The following is a 21,428-nucleotide window of genomic DNA, read 5'->3' on the forward strand; positions in this document are numbered from 1 at the left end:
CCGGCGCGCGTGGGCGCTCCGGGGTGGTCCGGCCGGGAGGCGCCAGTTCCCTGAAAGACGCGTGCTGTCGCCGAGGGAGGCGGGCACGGGAACGACGCCGGGGGTCGCCTCGTCTGGTTGGATGTGCGGTGTGCTACGCTCCGTCATGGTGTAGCATGTCCGGATCGATGACCTCGTCGGAGCTGCAGCCAGGAGCCGTCGTCGCGGGTCGCTTCGAGACCGCATGCCTCGCCGGCTCAGGAGGCATGGGGACCGTCTACAAGGCCCTGGATCAGGAGCGCGGTTGCCTCGTCGCGCTCAAGCTCCTGAGCGACGCGCTTCCGGAGCACGCCGCCCGCCTCGCGCGGGAGGCCCGGATCCTCGCCCAGCTCGAGCATCCCGGCATCGTCCGGTTCGTCGGCGCCGGCCACGACGCGGTCGCCGGAGAGTGGCTCGCCATGGAATGGCTCGAGGGCGAGGATCTCTTGGCCCGGCTCGATCGGGGCCCCCTCGCGATGGAAGAGACCTTCACGCTCGGTATTGCGGCCGCCGACGCGCTCGACGCAGCCCACGCCGCCGGCGTGATCCACCGCGACGTCAAGCCGTCGAACATCTTCCTCCTCGGCGGCGATCCGGGACACATCAAGCTCGTCGATTTCGGCATCGCTCGCCGTGATGGCGCGACACGGGCGCTCACCCGCAGCGGCACCATCCTCGGCACCGCGGGATACCTCTCCCCGGAGCAGATCAACGGCGATCCGCTCGACGCGCGGTCGGACGTGTTCTCGCTGGGAGCCGTGCTCTTCGAATGTCTCGCCGGCCGGCCCGCGTTCGCCGGTGGCGGCATGCTGGCCGTGCTCACGCGGACCATGCTGGACGAACCGCCTGACGTGTGCGCGCTGCGAGACGACGTGTCCCGGGGGCTGGCGTCGCTCGTCGCGCGGATGATCGCGAAGGACCGGGGTGCGCGGCCGGAGAGCGCGGCGGCGGTCGCCAAGGCGCTCCGCGCGCTGGCAGGCGAGGCCGCCGCCACCTCAGCGCGCCCCGGAGAGCCCCGACGCCTCGGGCCGATCTCGAGCGCCGAGCAGCGCGTGTGCTCGATCGTCGTCGCCGAGCGGGAGCCCGCCGCCGAGATCAGGCTCGCCGAGACGGTGAGCGTCGACGCCGATGTCGCCCGGCGCGCGCGGCTCGCGGCGGCGCTCGCGCGTCTCGGCGCGCGCGTGGATCTGGTCGCGGGCGGCCGGCTGCTCGTGACGCAGAAGGAGGCCGAGAGCCCGGCGGAGCAGGCCGTACGCGCGGCGCGGCACGCGCTCGCGCTCGGCCCGGCGCTCGCCGAGAGCGAAGGCGCAGCGAAGCCCAGGATCGCGGTCGTCACGGGGAGCACGGAGATCACCGGCAAGCCCCCCGCCGGCGAGCTGCTGGATCGCGCCGTGGCGCTGCTCGCCGCGCCGGTGCCTGCTTCCGGGGTGGCCTACGTCGACGACGTGACGCGGGCGCTCCTGGGCACCCGCTTCGACTTCCGCCGCGAGCCCTCGGGTTGGGTGCTCTGCGGCGAGCGGGAGATCGGCGGCGACGCGCTCTGGGGGCTGGGCCGTCCCGGCCCATTTCTCGATCGCGACGTGGAGCTGCGCCAGCTCGTGGATCTCTTCGAGGAGTGCACCGAGGAGGGGCTCGCCCGGGCCGCGCTCGTGTTCGGTCCGCCCGGCATCGGCAAGTCGAGGCTGCGCCACGAAGCCATGCAGCGCATCTCCGAGAGCCGGACGCAGGCCGGCACCGCCCCGGAGGTCTGGGCGGGTCGCGCCGACACGGGAGCGCCGTTCGAGGTGCTCGGCTCGTTGATCCGCGGGGCCCGAGGGTCGTCGCCGCAGCCCTCGTCGCTCGGGCACGAGTTCGTCGAGCTCGTCGAGGCGGTCGTCGAGGCGCGGCCGCTCGTCCTGGTCATCGAGGATCTGCACCGAGCAGACGAGCCTTCGTTGCAAGTCATCGAGCGTGCACTGCGAACGTTCCAGGACCGCCCGCTCTTCGTGCTGGCGTTCGCCCGTCCGGAAGCCCAGGAGCGCTTCCCCGGGCTCTGGGCCGAGCGCGGCGCCCAGCAGATTCACCTCCGCGCGCTGTCGCCGCGTTCTACAGCCCGGCTCGTCCAGGATGCGCTCGGCAGCCTGGACCCAGGCGAGGTCGCGATGCTCGTCGAGCGCGCGGCGGGCAACCCGTTCTACCTCGAGGAGCTCCTCCGGTCCGCGAGCGACGGGCGCCACGGCGAGCTCCCCGAGGCGGTGCTCGCGATGGAGCAGGCGCGGCTCGTCGCGCTCCCGCCGGTGGAACGGCGTTTTCTGCGCGCGGCGAGCATCTTCGGGGACGTGTTCTGGATGAGCGGGGTGCTCCACCTGCTCGGCGAGGGCGGCTCCGTGACCCTTGCGGAGAGCGCGCTCGACACGCTCCTTGCGCACAAGCTGGTTGAGCGCCACGCGACGAGCCGTTTTCCGGGGGAGGAGGAGCTCGCATTTCGACAGACGATCGTGTGTGAGGCGACGTACAGCACGCTGACGGTGGCAGACCGCGCGCGCGGACACGTGCTGGCCGCGGCGTGGCTCGAAATGGCAGGCGAGCAGGATTCGACGGTGCTCGCCAGTCATCGGAGATTGGGCCCGGTAGGGAAAACTAGATTCATCGGCCGCACGACCGGATCGTAGATCGCCGGCCGCTCCAGCGACGGCTTCGCGGTCGCTCGTGGGCCACACGCGCGCGGCGCTGCCCCCTCTCGCTTCCGCCTCTCCCCCCGGCGGGCTACCCTCGACGGGATGTTTCACCCCGTGGTCGACCGGTGGTTCCAGGGCCGCTTCGGCGCCCCCGCCCCCGCGCAGGAGCGCGCCTGGCCGGTCATCGCGGCCGGCCGCGACGCGCTGATCAGCGCGCCGACCGGCGCCGGCAAGACGCTCGCCGCCTTCCTCTTCTGCCTCGACCGGCTCGTCCGCGACGCGGCGCGAGGCGCCCTCGAGGACCGCACGGACGTCCTTTATATCTCGCCGCTGAAGGCGCTCTCCCACGACGTCCACCGCAACCTCGAGCAGCCGATCGCCGAGATCTCGGCGGCCATGGAGGCGGCGGGCCTGCCCGCGCCGGGCATCCGGGCCCTCGTGCGGACGGGCGACAGCCCCGCGCAGGAGCGGCGCGCCATGGCGGCCCGGCCGCCGCACGTGCTCGTCACGACGCCGGAGTCCGCGTTCATCCTGCTGACCAGCGCGTCGGGGCGGCGCGCGCTCTCCGGGGTGCGCACGGTCATCCTCGATGAGGTCCACGCGATCGCCGGCGACAAGCGCGGCGCCCACCTCGCGCTCTCGCTCGAGCGGCTCGAGGACCTCGTGGTCGGCCAGGGCGGCGCCCGGCCGCAGCGCGTGGGCCTCAGCGCCACGGTCCGCCCCATCGAGATCGCCGCCCGGCTCGTCGCCGGCGCGCGGGAGCTGCCCCAGATCGTCGACGTCGGGCAGCGGCGGGATCTCGACCTCGCCATCGAGGTGCCCCGCGACGAGCTCGGCGCGGTCTGTACGCACGAGCAGTGGACCGAGATCTACGACCGCATCGCGGCGCTCACGGAGGGGGCGCGGTCGACGCTGGTGTTCGTCAACACGCGCCGCCTCGTCGAGCGGGTCGCGCACGCGCTCGGCGCGCGGCTCGGCGAGGACGTCGTGGCCGCCCACCACGGCAGCCTCTCGCGGGCCCGGCGGCTCTCGGCGGAGCGGCGCCTCAAGGCCGGGGAGCTCCGCGTCGTCGTCGCGACCGCGTCGCTCGAGCTCGGCATCGACGTCGGCGCGGTCGACCTCGCCTGCCTCGTCGGCTCGCCGCGGTCGATCAACGTCGCCCTCCAGCGCATCGGCCGCTCGGGCCACGCCCTCGCCGCGACGCCGCGCGGGCGGCTCTTCCCGCTGACGCGCGACCAGCTCGTCGAGTGCGCGGCGATCGTGCGCGCCGCGCGCCGCGGCGAGCTCGATCGGATGACGTCGCGCGAGGGGCCGCTCGACGTGCTCGCGCAGCAGATCATCGCCGCGTGCGCGTGCGAGGAGCGGGACGAGGAGGGGCTCTACGCGCTCGTCCGCCGGGCCGCGCCTTACGAAGGCCTCTCGCGCCGCGACTTCGACGCGGTGGTGGCGATGGTCTCGGGCGGCGCCTCGGGCGCGGCGGACGACGGCGCGTCCGCCGCCCGTGGCGCGCGGCAGCGTGCCGGGTCGCTCGTCTACCGCGACGCGATCGGCGGCCGGCTGCGCGGGCGGCGCGGCGCGCGGCTCGCGGCGCTCACCTCGGGCGGGGCGATCCCGGACATCGCGGCCGTCGACGTGGTGCTCCAGCCCGACGGCACCAAGGTCGGCACGCTCGACGAGGATTTCGCGATCGAGTCGTCCGGGGGCGACGTCTTCCTGCTGGGCAACACCTCCTGGCGGGTGCTCCGGCTGGAGGGCGGCCAGATGTGGGTCGAGGACGCCCACGGCGCTGCGCCGACGGTGCCCTTCTGGCTCGGAGAGGCGCCGGCGCGCACGCCGGAGCTCTCCGCCGAGGTCGCAGCGCTCCGCGCCGACGTCGCCGCGCGCCTCGACGAGGAGCGGGCCGATGGAGCGCGGCAGGTGGCCGAGCGGGGCCAGGGCGGCGAGGAGGCGCGGGCGGCGCGGTCCCGGGCGGCGCGCTGGCTCATGGAGGCGTGCGCGCTCGACGCGCGGGGCGCGCTGCTCGTGCGCGACTACATCGAGGCGGGGCGCGCGGCGCTCGGCGCGGTCCCGGGCGGCGCGACCGTCGTTGTCGAGCGCTTCTTCGACGAGGCCGGTGGGCAGCAGATCGTCGTCCACACGCCGCTCGGCGGCCGCGTGAACCGCGCGCTCGGGCTCGCGCTGCGCAAGCGCTTCTGCCGCTCGTTCGACTTCGAGCTCCAGGCGGCGGCGACCGACGACGGCGTGCTGCTCTCGCTGTCGGCGGAGCACGGGCTCCCGATCGACGAGGTGCTCGATCTGGTCCGCCCCGAGGGCCTCGAGGAGGTGCTCGTCCAGGCCGCTCTCCAGGGCCCGATGTTCCGCACGCGCTTCCGCTGGGCCGCGTCCCGCGCGCTCGCGCTGCTCCGGTTCCGCGGGGGCCGGCGGGTGCCGCCGGCGCTCCAGCGCATGCGCGCCGACGACCTCCTGCTCTCGATCTTCCCCGAGCAGCAGGGCTGCCAGGACAACCACGGGCTCTTCGCGCACGTCGAGCCGCCGGATCACCCGCTCGTCCGCGAGGCGCTGCGCGACTGCCTGACCGAGCTGATGGATGTCGAGGGGCTGCGCGCGCTGCTCGTCGGTCTGCGCAGCGGGGCGATCCGGGTCGTCGCGCTCGACACGCCGGAGCCGAGCGTCTTCTCGCACGAGATCCTGAACGCGAACCCCTACGCGTTCCTCGACGACGCCCCGCTGGAGGAGCGCCGCGCGAGGGCGGTCCGGGTGCGGCGCGGGCTCCCGGCGGAGGTCGCCGAGCGCCTGGGCGGGCTCGATCCGGAGGTGGTCGCCGAGGTGGTCGCCGAGGCGCGGCCGGACGTGCGCGACGCGGACGAGCTGCACGAGCTCCTGCTCGACCGGGTCGCGCTCCCCGCGGAGGAGGGGATCCGGTGCGGCCTCGCGAGGCACTTCGAGGCGCTCTGCGCCGCGGGGCGCGCTGCCGCGGTGGGCGCGGCTCCGGGCGGCGGCGTACCGCGCGCGCCGCGCTGGGTGGCGACCGAGCGGCGGCCGCTGGTGGAGGTGATCTGGCCGGAGGCGCTGTTTGCGCCCGACGTCGCGGTGCCGCCCGCCGTGCGCGGGGCCGCCGGGGCGGTCGATCGCGGCGCCGCGATCACGGCGCTCGTCCGCGGCTTCCTGAGCGCCGCGGGGCCGATCTCGACCGAGGATCTCGCGTCGCGGCTCGACGTGCCCGCGTACGAGGCGCTGTCCGCGCTCGCGCGGATCGAGCTCGCCGGCGGCGCGCTTCGCGGGCGCTTCCTGCCGAGCGCGCCGTCGCGGCCGGCGCAGGCCGTCGCGGGCGGCGCGGGCGATCTGTGCGATCTGTCGATCGAGTGGTGCGACCGACATCTCCTGGCCCGCATCCACCGCCGCACCGTCACCGGCCTGCGCAAGGCGATCGAGCCCGCGACCGCGGCGGAGCTCCTCCGGTTCCTCCTTGCGTGGCAGGGCGTCCGGCCGGGCACGCAGGCGCGCGGGCCGGGGGGCCTCGGGCGGGTGATCGAGCAGCTGCAGGGCTTCGAGCTCGCCGCCGGCGCGTGGGAGCAGGCGGTGCTGCCCGCGCGCGTGGCCGGCTACGACGAGGGGCTGCTCGACGCGCTCTGCCTGTCTGGCGAGGTGGCGTGGGGCCGCGTGGTCCCGCGCGACGCGGCGGCGCCCACGCGCGCGGCGCCGATCACGCTGGCGCTGCGCCGCGATCTCCCGTGGCTCCTCGCGCCGCGGGAGGCCGACGGCGCGCCGCCGCCAGCGTCGCTCTCCGAGGCGGCGCAGAGCGTGTTGTCGTTCCTGACGCGCGCGGGCGCGTCGTTCTTCGACGACCTCGCTGTCGGCGTGGGCGGCGTGGGCGGCGCGGCCCGCTCCCGGGACGAGGTCGAGGAGGCGCTCTGGGAGCTCGTCGCCGCGGGGCTCGTGACCGGCGACGGCTTCGCGGCGCTGCGCTTCCTGCTGGGCGGCGGCGGCGCGGCCGTCGCGCTGGGCGCGGGCCGCCTTCGCGGCGGGGCGCGCCGGGGCGGCCCCGTCGCGTCGGGCAGGTGGGCGCTCCTGCGATCGCGCCCGGACGCGTTCGCGCCCGCTGCCGGCGGTGCCGGCGAGGGCGCCGAGGGCCCCGACGCCGTCGAGGCGCTCGCGCACCAGTACCTCCGCCGCTACGGCGTGGTCTGTCGCGAACTGCTCGCGCGTGAGCCGCGGCCGCCCGCGTGGCGGGATCTCCTCCGGGTCTACCGGCGGCTCGAGATGGCGGGCCAGCTCCGGGGAGGGCACCTCATCGCCGGCTTCGTGGGCGAGCATTTCGCGCTGCCCGAGGCGCTCGACGCGCTCCGCGCCGTCCGGCGAGAGCCCCTGTCCGGCGAGATCGTGCAGCTCTCGGCGTGTGACCCGCTGAACCTGGTCGGCATCGTCACGCCGGGGCCGAGGGTGCCGGCCGCGCTCGGGAACGTGGTCATCTACCGCGACGGCGTGCCGCTCCTGCCCGTGGCCACGGCCGCGCCGGGCGGGCTGGGGCAGGGGATGGCCGCGGCCCAGGGCGCAGCGATGTGAGGGCGACCGTCCCAGCCTTCTCGTCTCGATCAAGGAAGCCTGGGATGGACTCGAGATTGACACAAACGGGGAGCGCGGGTTCGCCTGCGATGGTCTGGTTCGGGGCTGGGCGATTGATTGAGAGAGAGGGTGGCTGACGCGGAGCGCAACTCGGCGCTGCTCGGCGGGCTTGGGCCCGAACGCGAATCCCTTGCTGCGGCGCGGCTCGTTCACCTCTCGATCGACGACGCCCGGGATATCTCCTCTATCCGGATCAGCTATCACCACTGCGGGAAGTCGGGCGACGAAGCGAACCGCCATGACGCCAAGGGCGCCAAGGGCGCCAAGGAACCAGGGGAGTAGGCGCGGAAAATGCCGTGACGACTCTCCCTCTCTTCTCTTGGCGTCATGGCGGTTTTCTGCTGCACCGGGGCAACTTCACCCGCGCCGGCAGCGCAAGCTTCGCGAGATGGACGTGTGATGTGTTCGTCACACGCGCGCCGCGCAGGCAGCCGACGCGCGCCAGGCCGGAGCACCTTGACCTGGTGCGATGAACGAGCCGAGCGCGAGTCTCTCCGCGGTGGGCATCGAGGCGCGTAGCAGGCCGCCGGGCCGCAGGCGTCCTTGACGCTCGACCGCATGGCGCGAGCTGCCGTACTCTCACGCCGATGGCCAGCGAAAAGAAAAAGAAATCACGAACCGAGGCCGCATCGGACGCGGACACGCAGGGCGAGAAGCCCTCTTCCGAGCCGCCGCGCGGCGGCAAGAAGAAATCGGCGCTCACGGCCGCCCAGCGGCAGGAGCTGCTCGATCTCGATCCCGCCTATGAAGCGCCGATCGACCACCCCGTCTCCGATACGTTGCAGGAGGCGCGGGAGCTCGAGGTCGCCTTGAGCAAGCTCGGCAAGGAGATCTACAAGAAGAGCAGGCTCTCGAAGGAGGTCGGCACCTCGATCTCTGCCCGGCGCGACCTGCTCGCCGCCGCCGAGTCCGCCTGGACCGAGGTCCGCACGCTCCCGCTCTCCTCGGACCTGCGCGCGCAGCGCAAGGACGCGGAGGCCCTCAAGCGCGACGCCATCGCGGCGCTCCGCTACTTCCTCGCGGCGGACGAGGACGTGGAGCGGCGTGTCGACGGGATCGTCCTTGGCGCCGGCGTCGCCGACCTGGTGAGCGATCTGAATCAGCTCGCCGAGCTCCTCGAGCAGCACCGCGACGCGCTGGCCAGGGCCGATCTTCCCAAGCGCGCCCCGGAGCGAGCCCGCGAGCTCGCCGCGGCGCTCAGCAGCGGCGCGGCGGAGCGCGCCGTCGATCCCGAGGGCAACGCCGCGATGGCGCTCCGGAATCGCGCCTTCTGGTGGCTGCGCGAGGCCATGGACGAGATCCGCGCCGCAGGCCGCTATGTCTACCGCGATGAACGCAAGGTGCTCGCGCTCTTCCGCGCCTCGGGGGCGCGCGCCCGCGCGCGTCAGCGCACAGTGAAGCGGGATGAGGCCGAGACGAGCGGCTCAAACCCGACACCGGCAGCGCCTGAGCCGGAATCGACCTGACGGAAGCCCGATCCGACACGCCGGGAGGCCGATCCGACACGTCGAGAGCCCGATCCCAGCCGCTTTCGTGAAGCGGGCACCGCCTCGGCGTGCCCGAGCGCACGTTGCGCTGCAGCCCTGATGCGTCCAATATCCTGCGGCGAACACGCGCTCGGGGGGGCGTTCCTGGTCATCTGAGGCCGCCGCCATGTGGACTGTCCTTCCCGAGCTTCGCCAGCCCGCCAATTCCCGTCACCGCGCCTCCGGCCCGCCAAGGGTGTTCTGGACATTGCCGGTCGCGTTCGCGGCCGCTCTGCAGTGCCTCGCATGCAACCAGGGAGCGTCTCAGCCCGGCGGCGCGAAGCCGGAGAAGCCTGCGGCCAGCGTCAAGGAGGTGACGCTCGCCCCCGTGACGGAGCTCGTCATGGAACAGGCCGTCGACATCTCGGGGACCCTCGACGCCGACGAGCAGGTGACGCTCGGGGCCAAGGTGGCCGGACGCCTCGCCTCGATCTCGGTCGACCTGGCGAGCCCGGTCCAGCGAGATCAGGTCATCGCTCAGCTGGAGGCGCGGGACTACGAGCTGCGCATCGAGCAGGCCACGGCCGCGCTGGCGCAGAGCCGCGCCCAGCTCGGCTTGCCCCCGGACGGGCCTGACAGCGAGCTCGATATCGAGGGCACGGCGATCGTGAGGCAGGCCCTCGCGACGTTCAAGGAAGCGCAGGCCAACCAGGTCCGGGCGCGGGGGCTCGCCAGGGAAGGGCTGATGTCGGGCATGGACCTCGACGCGGCCGAGGCGGCGGCGGTCCGCGCGGAGACCGCCGTGCAGTCGGCGCGGGAGGAGGTGCGTATCCGCGAGGCCGCGGTCCGCCAGCGGCGCTCCGAGCTGCGCATGGCGCGGCAGCAGCTCGCCGACACCCAGGTGCGGTCGCCGCTCGATGGCGTCGTCCAGATACGGAGAGCGAACGTCGGCCAGTACCTCGCCGCCGGGGCGCCGATCGTGGATGTCGTCCGGATCGACCCGCTGCGGCTGCGCGTGGCCATCCCCGAGCTCGAGGCGGCCGGCGTGCGCGCGGGCCAGCCCGTGCGCGTGACCCTCCAGGGAGACAGCGCCACCTATCCGGGGACGGTCGCGCGCCTCGCGCCCGCGCTCGACCCGCAGAGCCGCACCCTGCTCGTGGAGAGCGACATCAAGAACCCCGGTCACCTGCGGCCGGGAAGCCTCGTCAGCGCGCAGATCGTCGTGAGCTCGAGGCCGGTGCCGACGGTGCCGGCGACCGCCGTCGTCCGGTTCGCCGGCCTCGCGAAGGTCATCACGGTCGAGGACGGCAAGGCGAAGGAGAAGCAAGTCACCACCGGAAAGACGGCGGGGGATCGGGTCGAGATCGTGTCCGGTATCGCAGCGGGGGAGTCCGTCGTCGCCCGGCCCGGGTCGCTCCAGCAAGGGCAGCCGGTGCGCGTGGTGGAAGGGGGCTAGGGTGCAAGCGCTCGCCAGGATCTGCATCCAGCGGCCCGTCTTCGCCGCCATGCTGACGCTCGCCCTCGTGGTGGTCGGCGCCGTGGCGTACTTCAAGCTGGGCGTGGATCGCTTCCCCGCCGTCGATCTGCCGACGGTCTCGGTCCGCACTACGCTTCCCGGCGGCGCGCCCGAGGACGTCGAGTCGGAGATCTCCGAGGAGATCGAGGAGGCGGTCAACACCGTCGAGGGGATCACCGAGCTCCGGTCGGTCTCGACGAGCGGCACCTCCGTCGTCGTCGCCACCTTCAACCTCAACCGCGACATCGACTCGGCGGCTCAGGACGTCCGCGATCGAGTGCAGGCGGCGTTGCGCCGCCTCCCCGTGGGCACCGAGCCGCCCGTCATCGCGAAGCAGGACAACGACTCGACCCCGGTCATGTCGATCGCCCTCTCGGCCGATCGATCGATCCGGGAGCTCACCGAGCTGGCCGACAAGCTCGTGCGGCTGCAGCTCGAGCGGTCGTCGGGCGTCGGCGAGGTGCGCGTCGTGGGGGGGCAGGAGCGCGCCATCAAGATCTGGCTGAACGCCGATCGCCTCGCCGCGTACGGCCTCCCGATCACCGCCGTCCGCGACGCGATCGTGCAGCAGAACGCGAACATCCCCGCGGGGAACGTCACCGGGAAGGAGGAGGAGCGGACGCTGCGCACGATGGGCCGCATCGAGGACGCGGGCGCGTTCAACGATCTGGTCGTCGCCACCGTCGACGGGCGGCCCGTCCGGGTGCGCGACATCGGCCGCGCCGAGGACGGCACCTACGAGCAGCGCTCGCTGGCCCGCCTCGACGGCAAGCCCACCGTCGTCCTCGACGTGGTGCGGCAGTCGGGCGCCAACACCGTCGCGGTGATCGAGGCCGTGAAGGCCAACCTGGCCAAGCTCTCCGAGCAGATGCCCGAGGACGTGCGATTAGAGGTGATCCGCGATCAGTCGGGCTACATCTACACGGCGCTGCACGAGATCAACGTGCACCTCGTCCTCGGCAGTATCCTGGCGTGCGCTGTCGTGCTGCTCTTCATGCGGTCGTGGCGGTCCACGATCATCGCGGGCGTCGCCATCCCGACGTCGGTCGTCGCGACGTTCGGCATGATGTGGCTGCTCGACTTCACGCTGAACAGCGTGACGATGCTGGCGCTCGTGCTGATGGTGGGCATCGTCATCGACGACGCCATCGTCGTCCTCGAGAACATCTTCCGCTTCGTCGAGGAGAAGAAGATGGACTCCTTCGAGGCGGCCAGGGCCGCGACGCAGGAGATCGGGCTCGCCGTGCTCGCGACGACGCTGTCGCTCGTCGTCATCTTCGTCCCCGTGTCGTTCATGTCGTCGATCTCGGGGCGGTTCCTGTTCCAGTTCGGGATCACGGCCACGGTCGCGATCCTCGTGAGCCTGCTCGTCAGCTTCACGCTGACCCCGATGATGAGCGCGCGCCTGCTCCGCGAGGAGGGCGCCCGCGCGCACGGGGCGGGCGAGGCGGGGGGGCCGGGCGGCGGGGGCGAGGCGGCGACGCGAGAGGGCTTCTACGGGAGGCTCGAGGCCAGGTACACGCGCGCCCTCGCGTTCGCGATGCGGAACCGGGCGCTCGTCGCCGTCTCGGGCGCGCTGGTGATGGCGTCGGCCGTGCCGCTCTACGGGCTCGTGAAGCAGGAGTACATCCCCTCGGGCGCAGACGACGCGGAGTTCGAGATCCGCGTCACGGCCCCGCTCAGCGCGAGCATCGGCGCGATGGACGACGTGATGCGGCAGATCAGCGACGACGTCCGCGGGGTGCGCGGGGTGCGGAGCGTGCTCGCCACCGCGGGCGGCGGCTTCGTGGGCGGCGTCAGCGCGGGCGAGGCCTTCGTGCGCATCGCCCCGCACGACGAGCGCACGTTCTCCCTGACACGGCTGCTCCGGGAGACGTTCTCCGGCCATCCATGGCGCGCCTTCAAGGACAACTACTCTCAGAAGGACGTGATGCAGGAGGTGCGGCGCAAGCTGCGCAAGTACTCCGATCTCCGGATCTCGGTGCGCAACGTGCCGTCGTTCAACATCGGCGGCGGGAACTTCGAGATCGACTTCGCGATCCAGGGCCCCGACATCGAGCAGCTCGAGCGTTATGCGAACGAGCTCCGCGAGCGCTCCGCGAAGCTCGGCGGCATCGTGGACGCCGACGTGACGCTGAAGATCGACCGGCCGGAGCTCCGGGTGCTCATCGAGCGTGATCGCGCGGCGCAGCTCGGGGTCCGGACGCAGGACATCGCGACCGCGCTGCGCCTGATGGTGGGCGGAGATCAGGCGGTCTCGCGCTTCCGGGACGAGGCCGAGAACGAGAACTACGACGTGCAGCTGCGCCTTATCGAGGAGGATCGCGATCGGGTGGCGGCCGTCCGCCGCCTGTACGTGCCGCGGACGGCGCGCGCGTCGGCTGCGCCGTCGCCGGGCGGCGCCGGCGGCGCGACGGCGCCCTCGGTCGGGACGCCGCTGCTCCGGGGCGACCTTGTGCGCCTCGACAACCTGGTGCGCATCGAGGAGGCGAGGAGCCCGTCGCGCATCGACCGGCTCGATCGCCAGCGGGTCTCGAGCCTGCGCGCCGGCGTCGCCCCCGGCTACGCGCTCGCCGACCGGCTGGAGGCGCTGCGCGGCGCCGCCCGGGAGATGGACATGCCCGCGGCGTACACGACAAGCGTGCGCGGCCGCGGCGCGGAGCTCGAGCGTACGTTCGGCGAGTTCATCTGGGCGTTCCTCCTGTCGATCGTGCTCATGTACATGATCCTGGCGTCGCAGTTCGAGAGCCTGGTGCACCCGGTGACGATCCTGCTCTCGCTGCCGCTGTCGGTGCCGTTCGCGCTGCTCAGCCTGTGGGCGACCGGGAACACGCTGAACCTGTACTCTGCGCTCGGCTTCCTCGTGCTGTTCGGCGTGGTGAAGAAGAACTCGATCCTCCAGGTCGACCACATGAACAAGCTCCGGAGCGAGGGCGTGCCGCGCGAGGAGGCGATCCTCCAGGCGAACCGCGATCGGCTGCGGCCCATCCTGATGACGACGCTGGCCCTGGTCGCCGGCATGCTCCCGCTGTGGCTGGGCACGGGGCCCGGGGCCGAGGAGCGCCAGACGATCGCCGTCGTGGTCATCGGCGGCCAGTCCCTGAGCCTGCTGCTCACCCTGATCGTCACGCCGGTCTCGTACTCGCTGCTCGACGATCTCGCGCGCAGCGAGCGCTGGGGGCGGGTCCGGTCCCGCGTGGCCTCCCTCCGCGAGCGCGCGTCCGCGCGGTTCGGCCGGCTCTTCGCGCGCAGGACGACGTAGGCGCGGCGCCGCCCTCCGGCGGGCGCCTCAGCCCTTCGCCATCCCGAACGCGGCCACGGCCACCGCGCCCCAGCCCGCGAGCATGAGCAGCCCGCCGAACGGCGTGACCGCGCCGAGGACGCGGACGCCGGTCAGGGTCATCGCATAGAGGCTGCCGGAGAAGAGGAGCACGCCGCCCGCGAAGCAGAAGCCCGCGACCGTCGCCGCAACGCCGCCGGTGCGCGCGGCGAGGTGGGCGGCGAGCGCCAGCGCGAGCGCGTGGGCGAGGTGGTACTGGGCGCCCGTTTGCCACCAGGAGAGGCGCAGCGCGCCGTCTGCCTGCGCGTCGAGCGTCGACTTGAGCCCGTGGGCGCCGAAGGCGCCGAGCGCCACCGCGAGGAACCCGTAGACGCCCGAGAGCAGGAAGAAGAGACGTTCCATCGGGCGCGGAGCTTAGCCGATGGCCGGCGATCGTCACGAGGGGCGCTCGGCTGAGCGCGCGGCGCGTCAGCCGCCCTCCGCCCGCCGCCGCGGGAAGATCGTCCCCCGGATCTCCGCCATCGACGCGCCGAACGTCGTCGCGAGCCGACCGAGGACGAGGCGGTTCAGCCGGCCGTCCGGCGGCGCCTTGACCGCGATCACGAACGCGACGTCGACGGGGGTGCCGGCGTGCCTCGCCGCCCGCTCCGCGAGCGCCGCCGCCGCAATGTCGGACAGCTCCTCACGACGCGCGACGCGGATCTTCACGTAGAGCGCCGCCCGCATCAGCGTGTGGTAGCCGTGCATCCACGCCATCCAGCGCTCCTCCGGGCCGCCGGCGAGGGCCCGTGAGAGCGCGTCGTGGCGCCGCTCGATCTCGTCGAAGGGCAGGTTGTCGAGCTCGTTCAGCGCGCCGGGGAACTCCCCCGCGAGCGCGCGGAACACCTCCTTGCCCGGGATCGGCTCCCCGGCCGCCCGCGCGCGCCGGAGCTCCGCGAGCGTGAGGTACTTGCGGGCGAGCTGCGACAGGACCTCCTGTGAGAGGCGCGCGTCGCCGTCGGGGACCGCCGCGCCGGTCACAGCCAGCCGTGGGGGAACGCGAGGACGTCGCCGATCGACGCGGCGCCGAGGCACAGCGCGACGAGGCGATCGACCCCGAGCGCGTTGCCCGCCGCGGGCGGCATCCCCTCCTCGAGCGCGTCGAGGAAGCGCTCGTCGATCGGATAGACCGGCTTGCCCTGAGCGGCCCGCGCCGCCTGATCGGCGAGGAGCCGCGCGCGCTGCTCGACCGGGTCGGTCAGCTCACCGAAGCCGTTGCAGAGCTCGACGCCCGCGACATACAGCTCGAACCGCTCACAGACCCGCGGATCGCTCGGCTTGAGCCGCGCGAGCGACGCGAATGGCGCAGGGAAATCGACCAGGAACACCGGGTGGGGCAGCGCGGCAATCGCCGGCTCCACCGCGTCCACCAGCAGGCGGAAGAACCGCTCCTCGTCGCTCGACGCGAGCGCGATCGCGTCGTCCGCGGTCACGCCCGCCCAGCGCGCGAACGCCTCGCCGATCGAGATCCGCGGGAACGGCCGCTCCAAACGTACCTGCTTGCCGGACGTCGAGATCGTGCCATCCGCGCCGAGCGCGCCCGCGACGCGCTGCACGATCGCCTCGGTGTCGGACATCACCTCGTCCACGTCGGCGAAGGCGCGGTACCATTCGAGCATCGTGAACTCCGGGTTGTGCCTGTCCCCGAGCTCCCCGCGCCGGAAGCAGCGCGCGAGCTGGAAGCAGCGCGGGACACCCCCCGAGAGCAGCCGCTTCATCTGGTACTCCGGGCTCGTGATCAGGAACGTCGGGCGCGCCGCCTGCACCGCGAACGCGTCGAGGTGCAGATCGAGCCCGGGGGAGGGGACCATGCTCGGCGTCTCCACCTCGAGGAATCCGCGCTCGGCGAACAGCGCCCGGACCGCGGCGAGCGCCGCCGCGCGCTGCGCGAGCGCCGCGCCGCGCCCGCGATGGATCGCGCGCTCCGTCTCGCTCGACGGCGGCGCCGCGGCGCCCGCGCGCGTCCGCGGCGGCCTCCGGGGCGCGATCCGCTCGACGAGCCGCGCGGACGCGAGCGCGCAGTCGGTCGGCGCCGGCGCCGGCGCGCCCTCGACGATCACGAGATCGCCGACCTCGAGCGGCGGCGCGAGCGCGCCCTCGAGCGTGACGCGCAGCGCGCTGAACGCGTCGCCGAGGACGACCGCGCCCTCCGCGACCTCGAGCACGCGGCCGCCGACGCGAACCCTGCTGGGCAGCGGCGCACCGGAGGGACCGGCGGAGCACGGGGAACAGGCGGAGACGATGTCGCTCGGGGCGAACGTCGCCGGGAACCCAATCGAGGTGTTTGTTTCAGAGAGAGCCACGGGAGCCTGCGTTGAAGGTGCCGGAGACATACCACGCAGGTTGACCAAGGAGGTCACGTAACGAGGCAACCACGGCTACAACTCCTTGATTTTCCGCGAGGACGTCGCGTCGCTTCTCCTTGATGAGCCAACGCAACTCGTTACGTTGGTCGCGCTCGTCGGTCCGGCCCTGCCGCGCCTCACGCGAGCGCTGCTTGCAGAAAGCCAGCAGAAATCCAGCCGGAGAGATGAACCCATGAGACGACTGCCGCTCTTGCTTCCGTTGACCGCACTCGCAGCCTTGGCCTCTGCGGGGCCCGCCGCCGCGTCCGAGTGGCACACGCTACGGAAGGGCTCGCCAGCAACGGCCCTGTCCCTCCGCGGCGCGGATGGCGCGAAGGGCGCGGCGGAGGCGGCTCTGAAGTCCGCCGCTTCAGAGCTCCGCCTCCAGGGCGTCTCGCTGCGTTACCAGAGCGAGCTCGTGGATGGCGATCACCGCACTGTCCGGTTTGCGCAGGTCCACGCCGGACTGCCCGTGCTCGGCGCCGCGGTGGCGATCGACGTCACTCGGGAGAACCGCGCGGAGGTCGTGGTGCTCGACGTGGCGCGGGACCTGTCGGTCGCGACGACGCCGACGTACGGCGAAGAGGCCGCGCGGCGCGCGGTCGAGGCGACCTACGGGATGACGCTCGCGGAGCGGCCGAACGCGGCGCTCGCTGTGTTTCCCGAGGCCGAGACGGGCGGCAAGCTCGTCTGGGTCGTCGATGTCCGGTCGGATCGCGGCGGGGAGCGCTACCTCGTGGACGCGCACACAGGCAAGCTCGTCCACAGGCGCTCGCTGGCCGTGCATGCGCGAGGGCGCGTTTACCCCATCAGCTCGGCGGTCACGCCCGAGGTCCAGGATCTCGAGCTCAGCAGCCTCGACGTGGCGGATCCCCAGACCTTGAGCGGCTGGAACGGCAACTTCAAGGTGGTGAATTACGTGGATGGCGATCTCGCCGCCGGCGTCCCGCTCACCCTGGAGCAGAGCGTCGGGCCGAACGCAGGGGAGGACTTCCTCTACGATCCGCCCACGAGCGCGGAGGATGCGCATGACCAGTTCGCGCAGGTCGGCATCTATTACCACCTCACCCGGATGCGCGATTACTTCGTGTCGACCCACCAGATCGACATGGGGGCGCCTGGCTGGAAGCTCGTCGCGGTCGCCAACATGCTGGAGGCGGGCCGGCCGATGGACAACGCGTTCTTCTCGGGAGAGGGCGTGGGCGAGCCCTTCCGCGCGCCGAACCTCATCGCCATCGGACAGGGCTCGTTCTTCGATTTCTCGGACGACTCCGACGTGTTCCTCCACGAGTTCACCCATTACGTCTCCGCCAACGCGGTCGGCTACAATGGGGGCCAGTTCGCGGTCAACGAATACGGGCTCTCCCCCTGGGCCGGCAGCATCGATGAGGGCATCGCGGACTATTTCGCCTGCACCGTGAACGGCGACTCCACGCTCGGCGAGGCGACGCTGGCGCCCTTCGGCATGGCGCGCGACCTCGCGAAGGACACCAAGACCTGCCCCGGCGATCTGGTGGGCGAGGTGCACGAGGACGGCGAGCTGATCGGCAGCCTCGCGTGGTCCTTGCGCGAGAAATTCGGGGCCAAGGTGGGCGACAAGCTCGTCTGGGGCACGGTGACGCTGCTGACCCCCAACGCCTCGTTCGGCGATTTCGCCAAGGCGCTGAAGAGGGCGACCGACAAGCTGGTGACCGCGGGCGAGCTCACGGCGGCGGACGCCAGCGCCGTCGACGCGCTGATCGAGAGCCGGGGCCTCAACGACTGCGAGGAGGTGCTCGATCTGACCGGGGGCAAGTCGCAGACGACGAACATGTTCGGGATCGACTCGCTGGTCTTCGGCACCGGGGCGTCGTGCGCGGATTACCGCTCGCAGCTCAGCCTGCAGAGCCTCTTCCACTTCAAGAGCAAGACGGATCGGGCCGCGAAGGGCATCCGCTTCACCGTGGACCTCGATCCCGACCGCGGGAACGACGTCGAGTGGAGCATCTACGTGAGGGCCGGCCGGCACGTCGGCTTCACGCTGGGCGAGCTCCTGCCGGAGGCCACGAACTACGATTACAGCGTCGAGGGGATCACGGAGACGAGCGGTGAGCTCGTCATCGACGAGACCTCCGATCCGCCGTTCGATCCCACGCAGACGTACTATCTGGTGATCGGTCACAAGAACTGTCCGTCGTCGTCCGTGACGGTGGAGAGCGAAGATCTCGGGGTGGAGCCGCCGGTCGATCCGACGGAGCCCGTCGAGCCGGAGCCCGCCGGCGCCACGGGCGGCGCGACGCCGGATCCGACGGATCCGATCGAGGATCCCGGACCGGAGACGACGGTCGTGGGGTGCGCTTGCCGCGCCGCCGAGCCGAGCGCGCCCGTCGCGCCGTGGACGGCGCTCGCCGGGGTCGCGCTCGCCGGAGCTGCCGTGCTCAGGCGGCGTGCGCGGGCGCGTCGCGCGGTGGGCTGAAGTGGAGGCCTGAGGCCTGAGGCCGCTGGCGTCACGGGGCGGGCGACGTGTCGACGCGCGCCGCCGTGGCGCCTGCCCTCTACAGAAGCGCGAGGCTTGGAGCGCTCGCGCGTATCGCTTCTGTGGGTGTGGTGCGGGGGCTGCCCTCGCTGCGCTAGCGCCCGCCTGCGCCGCCAGTGCCGCCCGTGCCGCCCGTACCACCGGCGCCACCTGTACCACCGGCGCCGCCCGTACCACCGGCGCCGCCCGTACCGCCGCCGCCTCCGCCCTCCCCTGTACCGCCGCCCCCGGCCGTCCCGTCGCCGCCGGTGCCACCGCCGCTGCCGCTCGTGCTGGTCGTGCCGCTCGTGCTGGTCGCGCCGCTCGTGCTGGTCGCGCCGCTCGTCGTCGGATTCTGGTTGGGATCGCAGACCTGCGTGGTCACATCCGGTCTGCAGCAACGATGTTGTTGCTGCTGCTGACCGATGCCCATGCACTCGAGGCCATCGGCACAGTCATCGTTGCCGTTCGCGATCTCGCAGGGCTCGCCCTCTTGCTGCCGGCTGCAGCTCGCGGCGGAGGCGACGATCGCCGCGGCGAGCGCGGCCAGGAGGAGCGCGGGGCGCAAGGCGTTGCGCGATGTCTTCGGGGCTTTCACGCGCGCTGGTCTAGCAGAACCAGGCGGGCTTGCCTATTGCCCATCTACTGCGGAGGGGCCGACCGGTTCTTCGCGTCGATGGCGTCGATGAACAGGCCCATGTACTGCGCGGCGCTCGTGATCGAGAAGACGAGCGATAGATAGATGAGCAGACGTCCGACGTGCACCACGTCGACCTCTCCGAAGTCGACGCCGAGGTGGATGCGGTACGGGTAGCCGAGGATCAGGCAGACGATCCCGATCATCTGCAGCGCTGTCTTGATCTTCCCGCCGTCGCCCGCCGCGATGACGAGCCCCTCGGTCGAGGCGATGGAGCGGAGCGCCGTGATCGTGATCTCACGCGAGATGAGCAGCACCACCGCCCACGCCGGGATCCGGCCCATCGGCACGAGCCACACGAGCGTGGCGGCGACGATGAGCTTGTCGGCGAGCGGGTCGAGGAACTTGCCGAGCACGCTCACGAGGCCCTGCCGCCGCGCCAGGTAGCCGTCGAGCATGTCGGTGATCGCCGCGAGCGAGTAGACGCCCGCGGCCCAGAAGCAGTCGCGCGGCGCGCCCCTCGACAGGAGCAAGAGGACGGCCGGGATCATGAGGATCCGGGCGAACGTGAGCAGGTTCGGGAGGTTCCGCGCGTCTTCCCAGAGCGTGCGCCGCCGCTGCGCCTTGATGCCCCGCAGAGACGTGCCCGCGCTAGCGACCATCGACGAGGACCATCCCCTCTCCGCCGAACGTCACGAAGCCCTGCATCCCTCCAGGCGCCTCGGAGGCGGGCAGCGTGCGCGGCAGGAGCCGGCCCATCCACCCGAGCACCGCGGTCGCGCGCGTCGACGTCGGCCGCGACGGGGTGATCTCCAGCGCGGCAGCGCGCTCGGGCACCGACAGGACCATGTGGCCGCGGCCGCGGAGCTGCACCATCGCGACCGCCTCGCCCTCGCCGGCCGGCAGGCGGCCGTTCTCGTAGCCGATCGGCAGATCGAAGCCGACGAGGACGTCCTCGCGCAGGTAGATCGGCTCTTCCCCGAGCGTCACGGGGTGGAGCCGCCGCCCCTCTGGCGCGCCGAGCACGAGCTCGCAGCGCCCGCCGATCTCGACGAAGGGCGTGTTCGGCCCGCCGAGCGGCTCGTCGAAGATGCGCCCGCGCGCCTGCCGCTTCAGCACGTGCGTGGCCGTCCCTGAGTGCACGCTCATCGTACGCAGCGCGTCGAGCCGGGCGACGAAGCCCTTCGCTGACTGCACGAGCACGACGCCGCTCGGGTGCCGCGTGACCGCGGCCTCGCGCGGGAAGACGAGCAGCCGCTCGCGCGCGAGCGCCGAGAGCGTCTCCAGCGGCGGCGCTGCGGATGGCGTCGCGGCCGGCGGCGTCGCGGCGGGCGCCGCCGTGGGAGGCGGCAGCGAGGACGATGACGGCCGCCCCGCCGCCTTCTTGCTCGCCGCCGCCGCGTCCGCCGCCGCGGGGACGGCGATCGCGAAGCGGCCCGTCGCGGAGGGCTCCTCGGGCGCCACCGTGCTGCGGCGCACCGTCGGGGCCACGCTCCCTCCAGGCGGCGCCTGCACCGCCGGCATCGACGGGACCGTCGGCGCCGCGCCGACCCGGGAGCCGGGCGCCTTGCTCGCGCCGGGCGGGCTCGTCGCGCCTCCCAGGCGGCCGTCCGCCCCGAGGCTCTTGAGCGACGGCGGCGCCGGGATGGTCGGCATCATCTCGCGGCCAGGCTCGATGGCCGACCATGTCCCTGACGGGATGCGCGGCAGATCCGAGTCGTGCCGGAAGCCCGCGCCGGCGCGATCGAGCGCCTGCACCGCCTCGCCTGCGGCGCGCTGCACCTCGGCCTTGGCCTCGATCGGCGGCTGATCCTCGGTGTCGGGCGGCTCCATCGAGTACCGGCCCGTGGCGCCGCCGCCCGTCATGTCGAGCAGGCGGCGCGCCATCGCGTCGTGGCCGCCCGCCGCGAACGCGTGGCTCGCGCGCTCGTAGTCGCCCATGCGCTGGAACGCGAGCCCCAGGTAGCCCCACGCGCGCTGGTGCTTCGGGTTCTGCTCGAGCGCCTTCTCGAGCTCGGACCGCGCCTGCGCCGGCTGCCCGGTCTTGAGGTACGAGAGCGCCAGGTTGATGCGCGGCTCGACGGCCTCCGGGTGGGCCTGGATCAGCCGCTCATAGATCGCGATCGCCCGCGGGTAGAGCCCCAGCCGGAAGTAGACGATCCCGAGCAGGTCTTGCCCCTTGGGATCGCTCGGCTGGAGCGACAGCGCGCGCTCGAGCTCCGCCTTCGCGGCGTGGACCCGGTTGTCCTGCAGGAGCTCGCTGCCCCGGTGCAGGTGGAACAGGAACTCCTCCGCCGCGACTTCGCGTGTGGAGGGCCGTGGGTCGTCGCGCTCGTGCATTGTCGGAGGGATC

General features: G+C 72.9%; 13 protein-coding genes. 7 read left to right on the forward strand and 6 right to left on the reverse strand.

Annotated features, from left to right (window positions below):
- Window positions 1–167: 167 nt before the first annotated feature.
- The 6 genes from WME79_RS15990 to WME79_RS16015 all read left to right on the forward strand — a co-directional run bounded on the left by WME79_RS15990 (window position 168) and on the right by WME79_RS16015 (window position 13,542).
- Window positions 168–2,669: a protein kinase domain-containing protein gene (locus WME79_RS15990; protein WP_437536180.1), complete on the forward strand. Its 2,502-nt coding sequence runs from the start codon at window positions 168–170 to the stop codon at window positions 2,667–2,669.
- A 108-nt stretch (window positions 2,670–2,777) separates the two neighbouring features.
- A complete protein-coding gene (locus WME79_RS15995) occupies window positions 2,778–7,238 on the forward strand; it encodes a DEAD/DEAH box helicase (RefSeq protein ID WP_437536183.1) in 4,461 nt (1,486 codons plus the stop codon).
- A 129-nt stretch (window positions 7,239–7,367) separates the two neighbouring features.
- Window positions 7,368–7,580 carry a hypothetical protein gene (locus WME79_RS16000; RefSeq protein ID WP_437536185.1) on the forward strand — a complete coding sequence of 71 codons (213 nt, stop codon included), beginning with the start codon at window positions 7,368–7,370 and terminating at the stop codon, window positions 7,578–7,580.
- A 305-nt stretch (window positions 7,581–7,885) separates the two neighbouring features.
- Window positions 7,886–8,764 carry a hypothetical protein gene (locus WME79_RS16005; RefSeq protein WP_437536187.1) on the forward strand — a complete coding sequence of 293 codons (879 nt, stop codon included), beginning with the start codon at window positions 7,886–7,888 and terminating at the stop codon, window positions 8,762–8,764.
- 187 nt (window positions 8,765–8,951) lie between these two features.
- A complete protein-coding gene (locus WME79_RS16010; protein WP_437536189.1) occupies window positions 8,952–10,220 on the forward strand; it encodes an efflux RND transporter periplasmic adaptor subunit in 1,269 nt (422 codons plus the stop codon).
- Window position 10,221: 1 nt separating this feature from the next.
- Window positions 10,222–13,542 (forward strand): efflux RND transporter permease subunit, encoded by a 3,321-nt coding sequence (locus WME79_RS16015; protein WP_437536192.1) that lies wholly within the window; start codon window positions 10,222–10,224, stop codon window positions 13,540–13,542.
- Between the two features lie 27 nt (window positions 13,543–13,569).
- Here WME79_RS16015 and WME79_RS16020 read toward each other — a convergent pair whose 3' ends face one another.
- The 3 genes from WME79_RS16020 to epmA all read right to left on the reverse strand — a co-directional run bounded on the left by WME79_RS16020 (window position 13,570) and on the right by epmA (window position 15,902).
- Complete coding sequence (locus WME79_RS16020; RefSeq protein ID WP_437536194.1) at window positions 13,570–13,962, reverse strand: DUF423 domain-containing protein; 393 nt, start codon at window positions 13,960–13,962, stop codon at window positions 13,570–13,572.
- A gap of 66 nt (window positions 13,963–14,028) precedes the next feature.
- A complete protein-coding gene (locus tag WME79_RS16025; RefSeq protein WP_437536197.1) occupies window positions 14,029–14,580 on the reverse strand; it encodes a hypothetical protein in 552 nt (183 codons plus the stop codon).
- Window positions 14,577–15,902 (reverse strand): EF-P lysine aminoacylase EpmA, encoded by a 1,326-nt coding sequence (epmA, locus tag WME79_RS16030; protein WP_437536199.1) that lies wholly within the window; start codon window positions 15,900–15,902, stop codon window positions 14,577–14,579. The genes WME79_RS16025 and epmA overlap by 4 nt, the downstream gene beginning before the upstream one ends.
- Window positions 15,903–16,137: 235 nt before the next feature.
- Between epmA and WME79_RS16035 the strand changes: the two genes are divergently transcribed.
- Window positions 16,138–18,399: an MYXO-CTERM sorting domain-containing protein gene (locus WME79_RS16035; protein ID WP_437536202.1), complete on the forward strand. Its 2,262-nt coding sequence runs from the start codon at window positions 16,138–16,140 to the stop codon at window positions 18,397–18,399.
- A gap of 154 nt (window positions 18,400–18,553) precedes the next feature.
- Here WME79_RS16035 and WME79_RS16040 read toward each other — a convergent pair whose 3' ends face one another.
- Genes WME79_RS16040 through WME79_RS16050 form a run of 3 tightly spaced genes read right to left on the reverse strand, consistent with a single transcriptional unit; the run spans window position 18,554 to window position 21,415 of the window.
- Window positions 18,554–19,036, reverse strand: a complete 483-nt coding sequence (locus WME79_RS16040) for a hypothetical protein (RefSeq protein WP_437536205.1) — start codon at window positions 19,034–19,036, stop codon at window positions 18,554–18,556.
- Window positions 19,037–19,080: 44 nt separating this feature from the next.
- Complete coding sequence (gene pgsA / locus WME79_RS16045; protein ID WP_437536208.1) at window positions 19,081–19,737, reverse strand: CDP-diacylglycerol--glycerol-3-phosphate 3-phosphatidyltransferase; 657 nt, start codon at window positions 19,735–19,737, stop codon at window positions 19,081–19,083.
- Window positions 19,727–21,415 carry a tetratricopeptide repeat protein gene (locus tag WME79_RS16050; protein WP_437536211.1) on the reverse strand — a complete coding sequence of 563 codons (1,689 nt, stop codon included), beginning with the start codon at window positions 21,413–21,415 and terminating at the stop codon, window positions 19,727–19,729. The genes pgsA and WME79_RS16050 overlap by 11 nt, the downstream gene beginning before the upstream one ends.
- Window positions 21,416–21,428 lie beyond the last annotated feature (13 nt).

Source organism: Sorangium sp. So ce726 (assembly GCF_051521405.1).
Taxonomy (GTDB): Bacteria; Myxococcota_A; Polyangia; order Polyangiales; family Polyangiaceae; genus Sorangium.